At 58.3% G+C, this 13,078-nt stretch carries 10 protein-coding genes; 6 read left to right on the top strand and 4 right to left on the bottom strand.

Annotation, left to right across the window (positions count from 1 at the left end; translation table 11 throughout):
- Positions 1 to 4: 4 nt before the first annotated feature.
- On the top strand, positions 5 to 760 hold the full coding sequence (gene radC / locus ACR0CE_RS08840; protein ID WP_480831965.1) for a RadC family protein: 756 nt from the start codon (positions 5 to 7) through the stop codon (positions 758 to 760).
- Between the two features lie 3 nt (positions 761 to 763).
- Here the strand turns inward: radC and ACR0CE_RS08835 are convergent, their stop codons facing one another.
- The 3 genes from ACR0CE_RS08835 to secA form a co-directional block, all read right to left on the bottom strand.
- Positions 764 to 2,320 (bottom strand): phosphate ABC transporter substrate-binding/OmpA family protein, encoded by a 1,557-nt coding sequence (locus ACR0CE_RS08835; protein ID WP_480831963.1) that lies wholly within the window; start codon positions 2,318 to 2,320, stop codon positions 764 to 766.
- A gap of 24 nt (positions 2,321 to 2,344) precedes the next feature.
- Positions 2,345 to 3,262 (bottom strand): hypothetical protein, encoded by a 918-nt coding sequence (locus tag ACR0CE_RS08830; RefSeq protein WP_480831961.1) that lies wholly within the window; start codon positions 3,260 to 3,262, stop codon positions 2,345 to 2,347.
- A 100-nt stretch (positions 3,263 to 3,362) separates the two neighbouring features.
- Complete coding sequence (secA, locus tag ACR0CE_RS08825; RefSeq protein WP_480831960.1) at positions 3,363 to 6,080, bottom strand: preprotein translocase subunit SecA; 2,718 nt, start codon at positions 6,078 to 6,080, stop codon at positions 3,363 to 3,365.
- 177 nt (positions 6,081 to 6,257) lie between these two features.
- On the opposite strand from secA, the gene ACR0CE_RS08820 reads away from it, so the two are divergent.
- The 4 genes from ACR0CE_RS08820 to ACR0CE_RS08805 all read left to right on the top strand — a co-directional run bounded on the left by ACR0CE_RS08820 (position 6,258) and on the right by ACR0CE_RS08805 (position 9,434).
- The gene (locus ACR0CE_RS08820) at positions 6,258 to 7,106 is read left to right on the top strand and encodes a peptidylprolyl isomerase (RefSeq protein ID WP_480486985.1); all 849 of its coding nucleotides are present in this window, start codon (positions 6,258 to 6,260) and stop codon (positions 7,104 to 7,106) included.
- Between the two features lie 5 nt (positions 7,107 to 7,111).
- Positions 7,112 to 8,338, top strand: a complete 1,227-nt coding sequence (gene argJ / locus ACR0CE_RS08815; RefSeq protein WP_480831958.1) for a bifunctional glutamate N-acetyltransferase/amino-acid acetyltransferase ArgJ — start codon at positions 7,112 to 7,114, stop codon at positions 8,336 to 8,338.
- Positions 8,335 to 8,733, top strand: coding sequence for an 8-oxo-dGTP diphosphatase MutT (gene mutT / locus ACR0CE_RS08810; protein ID WP_209506934.1), 399 nt, complete (start codon positions 8,335 to 8,337; stop codon positions 8,731 to 8,733). Before argJ ends, mutT begins: the two co-directional genes overlap by 4 nt.
- An 89-nt stretch (positions 8,734 to 8,822) precedes the next feature.
- Positions 8,823 to 9,434, top strand: coding sequence for a hypothetical protein (locus tag ACR0CE_RS08805; RefSeq protein WP_480831956.1), 612 nt, complete (start codon positions 8,823 to 8,825; stop codon positions 9,432 to 9,434).
- 248 nt (positions 9,435 to 9,682) lie between these two features.
- On the opposite strand, the gene ACR0CE_RS08800 is transcribed toward ACR0CE_RS08805, so the two are convergent.
- Positions 9,683 to 10,936: a class I SAM-dependent methyltransferase gene (locus ACR0CE_RS08800; protein ID WP_480831954.1), complete on the bottom strand. Its 1,254-nt coding sequence runs from the start codon at positions 10,934 to 10,936 to the stop codon at positions 9,683 to 9,685.
- A 161-nt stretch (positions 10,937 to 11,097) separates the two neighbouring features.
- Here ACR0CE_RS08800 and ACR0CE_RS08795 point away from each other — a divergent pair, with 161 nt between their 5' ends.
- A complete protein-coding gene (locus tag ACR0CE_RS08795; RefSeq protein WP_480831952.1) occupies positions 11,098 to 13,071 on the top strand; it encodes an AMP-binding protein in 1,974 nt (657 codons plus the stop codon).
- Positions 13,072 to 13,078 lie beyond the last annotated feature (7 nt).

Below are 13,078 nucleotides of genomic sequence, written 5' to 3'. Positions count from 1 at the left end.
ACGCATGACACAGGACGCCTTTGCCGAAGCCCCCATGCTGTTTGATACGGACGAAGCGCCAGCGCAGCCGCTGCCGAATGGTCGGTTACCCTCCTACATCAAAGACCATCGCAAGCGGCTGCGCGAACGGTTCATGGCGGGCGGGTCCGCAGCGATCCCGGATTATGAGTTGCTGGAGCTGGTTTTGTTCCGGTCCATCCCGCGGCAAGATGTGAAACCATTGGCGCGGGCATTGATGAATGCCTTTGGCGATTTCAACCGCGTGTTGACCGCGCCCGAAGAACGGCTGCGTCAGATCAAGGGCGTTGGTGACACGGTCATCACCGATCTGAAAATCCTCGAAGCCTGCGCGCATCGGATGGCACGGGCGCGGGTGATGCAACGGCACGTGATATCCAGCTGGGACGTGCTGCTGGATTACTGCCATACAACAATGGCGCATCGCGAGACCGAGCAATTTCGCGTTTTCTATCTGGATCGCAAGAACGTCCTGATCGCGGATGAGGAACAGGCCAAAGGCACCGTGGATCACGTGCCCGTCTATCCGCGCGAAGTGGCCAAAAGGGCGCTGGAGCTGAATGCCTCGGCCTTGATCCTGGTGCACAACCATCCTTCGGGCGACCCAACGCCGTCACAGTCGGACATCGACATGACCAACCGCATACAGGATGCCTGTTCCGCCCTGGGGCTGACGCTGCATGACCACCTGATCATCGGCAAATCGACCGAGCTCAGCTTTCGTTCCGAAGGGTATCTCTAGCGGCTACTGCACCCAAATCTCGACCCGCCGGTTGACCTTGCGGCCCCATTCGGTGTCGTCGCAGGCCATGGGCATCGCCTCGCCAAACCCTTCGGCGGTAACCGCGATACTGTCAGGGATCGGGGCTTCAAGCGCGGCGATAACCGCGTTCCGCACGGTTTGCGCGCGCCTCAGGGCGATGCGGGCATTTGAAACGGCACCCCCGTCCCCATCGCTGAAGCCTGCAAACACAACCTTGCGTGCCTGCAACGTACCCGCGTCCAGCATTTGCGCCAGTTGCTGAATATTGGCGCGTGACTGCGCGTCCGGACGGGACGATCCGGGTTCGAACCGAACCGACAGGGACAGGCGCGACAAGGGGCGCAGGGTCTTGATCATGCGCTGCAACTCCTCAAGTCCGACCTCAGTTCCACCAGTGACGACCGCATTGGCAAGCCGGTCCCCCTGCACGCCAACCGGCAGGGTTTCAGCCGTTTGATCTACATATCCTGCATCACGTATGGCCATCTGCGCCTCGGGGCTTTGGCTATAGGCCAGAAACTGCCGCGCAATCCGGGGCAGGCGACGTTCCGGCAGATACAGGAACATGGGCATATTCAGCGGGTAATCTTCGGTCTTGATCGACTGGCGGGTCGCGGCCAGCGGATGCCCGCACCCGCCGGTCAACGGCAAAGCGCGGGTGCCACGGGCCGATGCCTTGCTGGCGACCCCGATGGAAAACGGATCCTTTGCCACGGCCGCGGTCAGGTCATGTATGCGATTGTGGCGGATCGCCGTATCGGTCAGGTCCACACCGGCGGTTTTCAGAACCTGATCCTCGACCGCCTGCGCCAGACCCGACCCGGCCTCTGGCACATGCAGTGCAATAGGGGCATCCGGCCCACCCAGCTGCGCCCAGTTGCTGATCTCTCCGGACAGAATGCGGGCCAGGTCCGCCAGAGAAATCTGCCGCATAACGCTGTCGGGGGCCACGACCGGGACCATGGCATCCAGTGCAATGACCCGCGACCGACGGGCGCGCTTCAGATCACCCAACCCCGCAGCCTCGGCAGCCTCCCGCTCGGCCTCGCGCATCTCGCGCAGCGCCATCACGATATCCGTCCGGTCCGCGATCAGGTCACTGAACCCGCGATCGGTGGTGCCCACGTCAAAGAAAAACCGTGCCAGCGGCGCCGACCGGCCTGCCTGATGCAGCTCGTAAACAAAGGTGTCCTCATCCACGCGGGCGGGGGTCGCGGTCAGGTCTTCCTGACGGGCAAAGCCGATGATCAGGGCGGGCAGCACCGTTTCGGCCATCACCGATGATCCGGAAAACTGCACCTCGGCGACGAAATCGATCAGGTTGGGGCAGGCGGGGCCCTCGCATGTGACGCCAGAACCATCCACGGTCAACGTCCCGAATTGCGTATCGACGCGATAGAACTCACCGTCAAAGCTCAGCAGATTGCCAGTCACTTCGACCTTGCCATCATGCGAGGTCAGTGTGATGTCCTGCCCAAAAGCACCGGTCGCCGCCGTCACGGAAAACAGCGCAGCCACCGCCACACGGAAAAATGTCATAAGAGGTTCAAGCCTGCCTGCGGATTACTTTGCCGCGATTGTCAGGTCTGAGAGCAGATTATTCAACACCAGAAACTCGCCTGCGCGCGAACAATCCGGCAGAGTCACGGACATGTCGCGCGACCGCAGGCGGCGGTCCGACAACAACTCCAGCGACTGCACGTTCAGCGTGTGGCCGCAATTTGCATCGGTCACTTCGGCCTCGACGGTCAGGTCAATCGTGCCGGACTGATCCGACGTACTGGCCGGGAAAGAATACACTTCGATATTCTGCGTCACACCGGAACCGGACTGACCCAGACGCATAACCTTACCGGCGCCTTCGGCAGATGCGTCATCCCAGACATGGCCATCCGCGCCATAGCTGGCACCAAATTCCAGCGCATGAATCTGCAGCTCGGTATCACCCTGCCATTGCAAGACAACACGATCAAAACCGGCTATTTCGGGAACGTGAGTGGTGGCGACAGTGCCTGTTTCATCTTCGAAGGAAAACAGGAAGATCGCGTATTCCGAAAGGGCCGGGATCGCCATGTCCAGCGCGCCGCTGGCATCCGTCATCTGGCTAACAGTCAGGCCGCTATGGTGAATTTCAATCCGCTCGTTCTTGTGGCAGGGCGCTTTCAGCGACAAGTGTGCCAAGGCACCGGGTGCTGCGTTTGCGTGCGCGCTGATCCGGCAGTTCGATGTCTTGGGGGCAGTGGGTACAGCGCGGGGTGCCGGTGTAACAGTGACCGGATCGGCATCTGATACGGTGGCCGAAGTCAGAGCGATACTGTCCAGTCCCGACAGAATCGAAGACTGATCGGCAACAGAGGCCACATCGACACCGCCCTGCGCGCGGTTCTGCTGCGCAGCCGGTCCGTTCTGCATCAGATAGCCTATGCCCAGGGCACAAGCGACCGTTCCGCACATGGTTACGTAGTTGCGAACTACAAACAAGACACCCTCCCCAGTTGAAGGAGCAGCTTGCACTCTCGCCACCAATCGCGGCCAATTTGTGGCCGCGAGACGGACTCATTGTGATTAAAGGGTGTTAACGTCAGGTCAATCTGCCGTGGCAGTGTTTGAACTTCTTGCCGGATCCGCAGGGGCACAGGTCGTTTCGCGACGGGTTACCCCAGGTTGACGGATCACTCTCGTCAAACCCCGGCAGCGCATCGCCTGACGCCGCAGCTTCGGCCTTGGCCTCGGCCTGGCTTGCGGCCTTGTCCACGGCCTGCTGGGCCTGCGCCTGTTGCGCCGCCATCTGCGCCAGCATTTCCTTCTGCTCTTCTTCGGTCAGTGGACGCACGCGCGACAATTGCTGTGTCACGGTTTCCCGCAAACCGTCCAGCATGGATTCGAACAGCTGGAAGCTTTCGTTTTTGTATTCGTTCAGCGGATCGCGCTGGGCATAGCCGCGGAACCCCACGACCGAGCGCAGATGTTCCAGCGTCAGCAGATGCTCGCGCCATTTGCTGTCGATGGTCTGCAACAGCACCTGCTTTTCGATGTTGCGCATGTTTTCGGGACCAAAGGCAACCGCCTTCTGGGCCATCATCTCATCCGCGGCCTTGATCAGGCGCTCGCGCACATGCTCGTCATCCACACCTTCTTCGGCAGCCCAGTCCTGAACCGGTGCATCGATGGTCAGCTTGTCTTTGATCGCCGCATGCAGACCGTCGGTATCCCACTGATCCGCATAGGATTTCGGCGGCATGTATTCGTCAATCAGATCGTCGATCACCTGCTCGCGCATATCCGAGACGATCTCGGACAGGTCATTGGCCGACATGATCTCGCGGCGCTGGCTAAAGATCACCTTGCGCTGATCGTTCATCACGTCATCGAATTTCAGTACGTTCTTGCGCATGTCGAAGTTGCGGCCCTCGACCTTGGACTGCGCGCGTTCCAGCGACTTGTTCACCCACGGGTGAATGATCGCCTCGCCTTCTTTCATGCCCAGCGTGGTCAGCACCTTGTCCAGCCGTTCCGAGCCAAAGATGCGCATCAGGTCGTCTTCAAGGCTCAGGTAGAACACTGTACGGCCCGGATCGCCCTGACGGCCCGAACGGCCGCGCAGCTGGTTGTCGATGCGGCGGCTTTCATGGCGTTCGGACGCCATCACATAAAGGCCCCCTGCGGCCAGAACCTTTTCTTTTTCTTCCGCGTGGCGCGCCTCTTCTGCGGCGCGCAGCTCCGACGGATCAGCCTCGGGGTTGTCCGCCATCGCTTGCAGCACCTTCATCTCGACATTGCCACCCAGCTGAATGTCGGTGCCGCGACCGGCCATGTTGGTGGCGATGGTCACCGCGCCCAGACGGCCCGCATCGGCGACGATCTGCGCCTCCTGCTCGTGCTGGCGGGCGTTCAGAACGTTATGGGCGATGCCTTCCTTGGTCAGCATCTGGCTCAGCAGTTCCGATTTCTCGATCGACGTGGTCCCCAGCAGAACCGGCTGGCCCTTTTCCTGGGCTTTCTTGGTCTCTTCGATCATCGCGCCATATTTTTCCATGGCGGTGCGATAGACCTGATCATCCTCGTCCACACGGGCAATCGGTTTGTTGGTCGGAACCTCGACCACGCCCAGGCCGTAAATCTCGGCAAATTCCTCTGCTTCGGTCAGGGCGGTCCCGGTCATGCCGCCCAGCTTGTCGTAAAGGCGGAAATAGTTCTGGAAGGTCACACTGGCCAGCGTCACGTTCTCAGGCTGAATCTGCACGTTTTCCTTGGCTTCGATGGCCTGATGCAGGCCCTCGGACAAGCGGCGGCCCGGCATCATGCGGCCCGTGAATTCGTCGATCAGAACAACATTGCCGTCGCGCACGATGTAATCCTTGTCGCGCTGGAACAGCTTGTGCGCGCGCAGACCCTGATTCACGTGATGCACAACGGTCGTGCTTTCCGGGTCATACAGCGAATGGCCTTCGGGAATCAGGCCGGCAGCCAACAGTTGCTGCTCCAGAAACTCGTTACCCTCATCCGTGAAGGTCACGTTGCGGGCCTTTTCGTCCAGCGTGTAGTGTTCGTCGGTCAGGCTCGGGATCAGCGCATCGATGGCGGTATACAGGTCCGAGCGGTCCTGCGCCGGGCCCGAGATGATCAGCGGCGTCCGCGCCTCGTCGATCAGGATCGAATCGACCTCGTCCACAATCGCGAAATTGTGGTGCTTCTGGTAAACCTGTTCCAGATCGGCCTTCATATTGTCGCGCAGATAGTCAAAACCCAGCTCGTTGTTGGTGGCATAGGTGATGTCGCAGGAATAGGCGGCCAGTTTTTCCGCGTCAGGCTGGCCCGACCAGATCACGCCGGTGGTCATGCCCACGGCAGCAAACACCTTGCCCATCCATTCCGCGTCGCGCTTGGCCAGGTATTCGTTCACCGTGACCACATGCACGCCCTTGCCGGTCAGCGCGTTCAGATACGCCGGTAGGGTCGCGACCAGTGTCTTGCCCTCACCCGTCTTCATTTCCGAGATGTTGCCCTGATGCAGGAAAACACCGCCCATCAGCTGCACGTCAAAGGCGCGCAGCCCCAGCGCGCGGCGGGCACCTTCGCGCACGTTGGCAAAGGCTTCGGGCAGCAGATCGTCAAGACTTTCGCCATCCAGCGCGCGTTTGCGCAGGTCTTCTGTCTTGTCGATCAGGCCCTGATCGGACATTTTCTCGAACTCGGGTTCCAGCGCGTTGATCTTCTCGATCAGGGGGCGGGTCGCCTTGATCTTGCGGTCGTTCGGTGTTCCGAACACCTTTTTGGCGAGCGTTCCGAGTCCCAGCATGTTCACTCCAGCGGATCTGTTCTTGTCTTGGTTTTTGACAGGCTTGCCCACCTTGCGCGCAACCCATAGATACGGGGGGTGAAAGGCGGCCCTGTCCAAGGCTTCAAAGCGATGTAAGCGGCAGGTTCCAGAGTGTCAACGCTGCGCCCTGCCGCGGCAAGGAAATAGGATGATTCAATGCCCAAAGGCCTCACTTTTCTGCCATCGCTGGCTCTGACCGCCATGATGGCCCTGCCGCTGGCCGCCGAAACACAGCCGGATGCTTCCACCGTGGTGGCGCGTGTGAACGGGGATGAGATCACTTTGGGTCACGTGATCGCAACCGTTGCCGCCCTGCCGCCGCAATACCAGCAAGCCGAAGATGATGTATTGTACGACTTCGTGCTGGAACAGCTGATCCAGCAGCAATTGCTGGGGCAACAGCAGGACGGGCTGAACAAACTGAACACGCTGCGGCTGAAAAATGAAGAACGCTCTCTTCTGGCGGTTCAGACCGTCACAGCCCTGACCGATACCGTTGTCACGGACGAGGCCATTCAGGCAGCCTACGACGCGCAGTACAACGATTTCGCGGGTGAAGACGAATTCGATGCCAGCCACATTCTGGTCGAGACCGAAGAACAGGCCAACGACCTCAAGGCGCAGCTTGATGACGGCGCCGATTTCGCCGAGCTCGCGCGCGAGCATTCCACCGGCCCGTCCGGCCCCAATGGCGGTGCTCTGGGCTGGTTCGGCAAGGGCCAGATGGTACCGGAATTCGAAACAGCCGTGGTCGCGCTCGAAAAAGGGCAGGTGTCCGACCCGGTTCAGACGCAGTTCGGCTGGCATGTGGTCAAGCTGAACGACAAGCGCAAAACCGAAGCGCCCGCGCTGGACGCCGTGCGCGAAGAGCTTGCGCAAACTGTTCAGCAGGACGCCATTCAGGCGCGCATCGATGAACTGACACAGCAGGCCCAGATCGACCGCCCCGCTCTGGAAGGTGCCGGACCCGAAGTCCTGCGCCAGCTGGACCTGATTCAGGAGTAATCCCCGTGGCCAAGATCACCAAGGTTTCGCCGCTGGCGCCAGCGTCCTTCCCTGATTTGCCTGCAATTGACGGTGTGCGGTTCGCCACCGTCGCGGCGGGCGTGCGATATCAGGGCCGCACCGATGTCATGCTGGCCGTGCTGGACCCGGGCACATCTGTGGCCGGGGTCTTTACCCGTTCAGCCACGCGTGCCGCCCCGGTTCTGGATTGTCAGGACAAGATCGGCGGGCCCAGCGATGGCCCGGCGGCGATCCTGGTGAACTCGGGCAATGCCAATGCCTTTACCGGGCATTATGGTCAGACCTCGGTGGCCGAGGTGACGCAGGCCGTCTCGAAGGCGACAGGTGTTCCGGTCGAGCGGGTCTTTACCTCCTCCACCGGCGTGATTGGTGAGCCGCTGGCTCATGACCGCATCATTGCCAAGCTTGAAACGCTGAAGGCGGGTCTCAGCCGTCACGCGATCGAAGACGCCGCACGCGCGATCATGACCACGGACACCTTCCCGAAAGGGGCCGTGGCGCAGGTCGAAATTGATGGCAAAACAGTCTCTATTGCGGGGATTGCAAAGGGTTCGGGCATGATTGCGCCAGATATGGCGACGATGCTGGTCTATATCTTCACCGACGCGCAGGTCGAACAATCAGCGTTGCAGGCGATGCTGAGCGCGCAGACAGACCGGACGTTCAACTGCATCACCGTGGACAGCGATACATCCACCTCGGACAGCCTGCTGCTGTGCGCCACCGGCGCTTCGGGTGTGGACGCCACCGGCAACGCGGCTTTCGCCGAGGCGTTGGAAGCCGTGATGCTGGATCTGGCCCAGCAAGTGGTGCGCGATGGCGAAGGTGCCACGAAATTCGTCGAAATCCGCGTAAAAGGGGCCGCAACAGACGCTGACGCCAAGATCCACGGCCTTGCCATCGCCAACTCTCCGCTGGTCAAAACCGCCATCGCGGGCGAAGACCCGAACTGGGGTCGTATCGTCATGGCCATCGGTAAATCCGGTGCCGCGGCGGATCGCGACCTGCTGAGCATTTCTTTCGGCGACATCCTTGTGGCCGAAAAAGGCTGGGTCAGCCCCGATTACAGCGAAGACGCAGCCGCCGCTTATATGAAAGGTCAGGATCTGGTCATCGCCGTTGATCTGGGCCTGAGCGCGGGCAAATCCACCGTCTGGACCTGCGATCTGACGCATGGATATATCGAGATCAACGCGGATTACCGCTCGTGAAAACCGTGTTGGTTTCAGCTGTCGCCCTGATCGACATCGAGGGCCGGGTGCTGGTGGCCCAACGCCCCGAGGGTAAATCCATGGCCGGTCTTTGGGAGTTTCCCGGCGGCAAGATCGAACCCGGCGAAACCCCCGAGGCCGCCCTGATCCGCGAATTGCACGAGGAGCTGGGCATCGATACCTGGGCCTCGTGCCTCGCCCCCCTGACCTTCGCCAGCCACAGCTATGATGATTTCCACCTGCTGATGCCTCTGTTCGCCTGCCGCAAATGGCAGGGCATCCCACAGTCGAAAGAGGGGCAGGCGCTGAAATGGGTCCGCGCAAATGACCTGCGCAATTACCCCATGCCGGCCGCGGATGTGCCCCTGATCCCGATCCTGCGGGATTGGTTGTAGGGGCTCAAAAGGCGTCAGGCGCTAACGGCCCGAATTTCGGCTTGGCGGATTTATTTGCCGATTTGTGGTAGTGTTCGAGTGCTTTCTCAATGGTGAAGGAGTACCTCGTTATGATTGCAAGTCGAGTTGGAAAGCTTTGGGTGTCCAGGATTGTTTTGATTTTGGCCTTATTTGTTTTGGCGGTTCATAGTGCCAAAGCAGATGATGCGAAGACTGCAGTATCGGTCATGATCGAAGAGCAGGCCCGAATTGATCGCTATGTCGAACTCGATTTTGCACGGCAAGATCTTTTGTTTCACCAGACGAGCACGATCCTGGCCCTATACGGTGATTACAACTCCTACACCAAATCGGACGGCACTCAGGCCAATGGCTCTGACGTGACGCGATTCAGAAATCGGGTCACTGAATACGTGCCCGCTGCCATTGTGGATTTCCGGCGAAAGTCCCAAAGAGACAAAACAATTTCCGAGGATGAGGCAAGCAAGGCGGAAGCCGCAGAAACCCTGATGGAAGAGATGGTTTTGGCCGCAGGTGAAATCATTGAGCTTTGCGACGCCAACAAGCCCTATGAGGCAAGTCTCGTTTACCGCGATAAGACAATGCCCTTGAACACGAAACTTTTGGGGTTGCTGTACACGTTGCGCTCAACATCTGTTGGTCGTTTTAAAAAAGCAGCATTAAAAGCTAAGTATCAGTAACCGCGCCAACCTGCCGAAGGTCGAATTCTGTTTGCCGGTCCGGCGTCCCTGCTGCACACAGGACCTGTTTGGTACGGTAAAGCCCAAGGCTACCGGATACCACTTATAGGTCAAAGCTAATCTGGATATCTGTATAATGTAAAAGATGATGCGGCTGCTAAATACAGACGGTCATCGGACGGCGCGGCATTCCCGCACCGTCACAAGAAACCAATAGCGCCAAACGCCAGACGCAAACCGCATTTCTGTCAATGAAGCGGTAGCTTGTCGTGGTTCGGGTTTTTGAACAGCAGCACGCCATCAATTTCGATCTGTGGCCGACCTTCGATCAACCTGTGAATCACGGGGCGGTCCATTTCGAGCGTCCATCCCTTTGTCAGGAAAAACTCCTGCAAAGCGCCTTCAAGATAGCGAGAGTGCGTTCCGATAAACACGCGCTTTACAAGATTTTCTATGCCGTCGAAGTTGCTCTGCACAAAGTCCAGCTCCGAGCCCTGAATATCGATGTGTAGCAGATCGACAGCTTCGCCATTAGACAGGGTTTCAAGCGTATAACAATTCAGCTCTGTATAGTCACCTTTGGCGCGGGATTCGGCCAGAACCTTTTCGTCCGGATAGAAAATCGGCTCTGCGCCCCAGTTTTCGTGCGCCTCTTCGTATTTTGGGAAAAGCGCGATGCCTTCTTTGCTGGCGGCCACCCCATTGACAAGGCGGTACTCACTTGGGTTGAAGCCGTTCAGTTGAAACGTGCGCTCGGCGTTTTCCAGATGAGAGCTGTCACCTTCGATACCGATCAGGTCGACACTCAATCCTCTCTTTTTGGCGACGAAGCCCATATTGTTTAGCCAGCATCCCCAACCGCAACCAAGTTCAATAATCCGGTAAGTACCTGAGGCCTCTTTCACAGACAGAAGCGTTGCCGCCCATTCTGCGATGTCGGCATGCCAATTGCCCGGATCGGGAATAGGTTCTACCTTGCCTGCCAGGGGTTCCAGGATGCTGGACATCACACGTGGTTCAATTCTGACGCCAAGAAAGTTGGTCACCACCCCGTCTGTTGCTTTCGGATTGGGTTCGGCGAACTCACGAATTAGATCCAAAGCTGGAAAATCGCAAACATAGTTGTAAAGAGGGTGCCCGGCACCTGCTTGGTATTCCTGATTTTGCGCTGGAGTATGAGTTTGCGCGCGAAAATGCCGCCTGAAAAATCGCCTGAGTCCCAACCTTCTGTCCTCAAATGAATTGTAAGTCGCCTCACTTTGAATAGATAGCAGGTAATGTCCAGCTATCCGTGGCGAAAAACGGAAGCTGTGGTTGTTGCAGGTTTGTGATTTCAGAGACAATTTTCGCGTCGTTCTGAGATTAATAGATGGCGCAGTTGCTCTCTCTTCTGGTTGTGCCTCTTCGCAATTTTCGTCCTGTTCGTCGAACCCGCATAACAACCTGTGCAGCGCATAACCGTTCAATAGCCCGACATGTTCATATTGTACAAAACGTAACATCACCCCTCTGCACCTGTTACAATTCGTAAGAATTGAGAAAACATCAGGAAAAAGTTGACGCTGATCGTGCGAGTGTCCCAAATCGGGGCACTGGCATCCGGGGGCTTTCCCGGATCCGCCATTTCCGGCTTTGAGGAGGCCGGATGGGGAGGAGAAAAAGATTGGCTCAGACGCAGTCGGGCGCCGAAGGGTTGCATTCCCTTCCGGCGCTTCTACACCGCAACGCGACCCAGTTCGGGGATGCCCCGGCCTATCGGGAAAAAGAATTTGGGATCTGGCAATGCTGGACCTGGGCTGAAGCGGCCAAGGAAATTCGCGCGCTCGCCCTTGGATTTCTTGAAATTGGCGTTGAGCGCGGTGACCATATTGCCGTGATCGGACGCAACCGGCCAGCACATTACTGGACCATGGTCGCAGCACAGATGGTCGGTGCAATTCCGGTGCCTCTGTATCAGGACGCAGTCGCCGAAGAGATGACCTATGTGATGGAGCATTGCGGCGCGAAATATGTCGTCTGCGGTGATCAGGAACAGGTCGACAAGGTCATCGAGATTCAGGAAAAAGTGCACCAGATCAAGCACATCCTCTACACCGACAAGCGTGGGATGCGGAAATACGACCACAGCCAGATGAACGCGCTGGAAGACCTCATGGCCGAAGGTCAGGCAGGACATCAGCGGCTTGATGCAGAGCTGGACACGCGCATCTCTGAGATCACCTATAACGACACCTGCGTCATGCTTTATACCTCGGGCACAACGGGCAAGCCCAAGGGGGTGGTTCTGTCGAACCGCAACGTGATCGAAAGCGCCAAGAACTCGGCGATCTTCGACCATTTGACCCGAGATGAAGATATCCTTTCCTACCTTCCAATGGCATGGGTCGGGGATTTCATCTTTTCCATCGGTCAGGCCTATTGGTGCGGGTTCTGCGTAAACTGCCCGGAAAGCGCCGACACGATGATGACCGATCTGCGCGAAATCGGGCCGACCTATTTCTTCGCCCCGCCGCGCGTGTTTGAAAGCCAGCTGACCAATGTAATGATCCGGATGGAGGATGCGAGCAAGCTGAAGCAGCGCATGTTCCATCACTTCATGGCGCATGCCAAAAAGGTGGGTGGCAAGTTGCTGGATGGCAAACCCGTCGGCTTTGGCGACCGGATGAAATACGCGCTGGGTAACCTGCTGGTCTATGGGCCGCTCAAGGATACGCTGGGCTATGGCCGGTTCCGGGTTGGCTATACAGCGGGTGAAGCGATCGGACCGGAAATCTTTGATTTCTATAGATCTTTGGGCATCAACCTGAAACAGCTTTATGGTCAGACCGAAGCAACCGTTTTCATCACCGTACAGCCGGATGGCGAGGTTCGGGCCGATACGGTTGGCGTTCCCGCGCCGGATGTCGAGATCAGGATCGACGACAAGGGCGAGATCCACTACCGCTCGCCCGGCGTGTTTGTCGAATATTACAACAACCCGGATTCCACGGCATCGACCAAAGATGCCGAAGGCTGGGTGGCAACGGGTGATGCCGGATTTATCGAGGAAAGCAGCGGCCATCTGCGGATCATCGACCGCGCCAAGGACGTGGGCAAAATGGCCGACGGGTCCATGTTCGCGCCGAAATATGTCGAGAACAAGCTGAAATTCTACCCCGATATTCTCGAGGTCGTTCTGTTCGGAAACGGCAAGGATCGCTGCGTGGCGTTCATCAATATTGACCTGACGGCGGTCGGCAACTGGGCGGAACGTAACAACGTGGCCTATGCGTCCTATCAGGAACTAGCCGGGCATCCGCGTGTGTTAGAGACGATCAAGGCGCATGTGGAAGAGGTCAACAAATCGGTAGCAGCTGATGAAATGCTGTCCGGTTGCCAGGTGCATCGCTTTGTCGTTCTGCACAAGGAACTGGACGCTGATGATGGTGAGATGACGCGCACCCGGAAAGTGCGGCGCGGGTTTGTCGAAGAGAAGTTCCAAGACATCATTGCGGCGCTTTATGACGGGTCCGAAAGCGTGTCGACCAAGACCGAAGTGACCTATGAAGATGGGCGCAAGGGAGCGATCAGCGCGACGCTGAAAATCGTGGACGCGCCGGTTGTACCGGTTGCGCAGCACAAGGTGGCAGCGGAATGAGGGCCGC

The sequence above is a fragment of the Ruegeria sp. L11 genome (assembly GCF_056531755.1).
Note: the sequence above shows the minus strand (reverse complement) of the source record. Positions and strands in the feature narration are given on the sequence as shown.

Coding starts and splice junctions, on each gene's coding strand:
- radC (WP_480831965.1), top strand. CDS start 5: ATGACACAGGACGCCTTTGCCGAAGCCCCCATGCTGTTTGATACGGAC.
- ACR0CE_RS08835 (WP_480831963.1), bottom strand. CDS start 2,320: ATGACATTTTTCCGTGTGGCGGTGGCTGCGCTGTTTTCCGTGACGGCG.
- secA (WP_480831960.1), bottom strand. CDS start 6,080: ATGCTGGGACTCGGAACGCTCGCCAAAAAGGTGTTCGGAACACCGAAC.
- ACR0CE_RS08820 (WP_480486985.1), top strand. CDS start 6,258: ATGCCCAAAGGCCTCACTTTTCTGCCATCGCTGGCTCTGACCGCCATG.
- ACR0CE_RS08805 (WP_480831956.1), top strand. CDS start 8,823: ATGGTGAAGGAGTACCTCGTTATGATTGCAAGTCGAGTTGGAAAGCTT.
- ACR0CE_RS08800 (WP_480831954.1), bottom strand. CDS start 10,936: ATGTTACGTTTTGTACAATATGAACATGTCGGGCTATTGAACGGTTAT.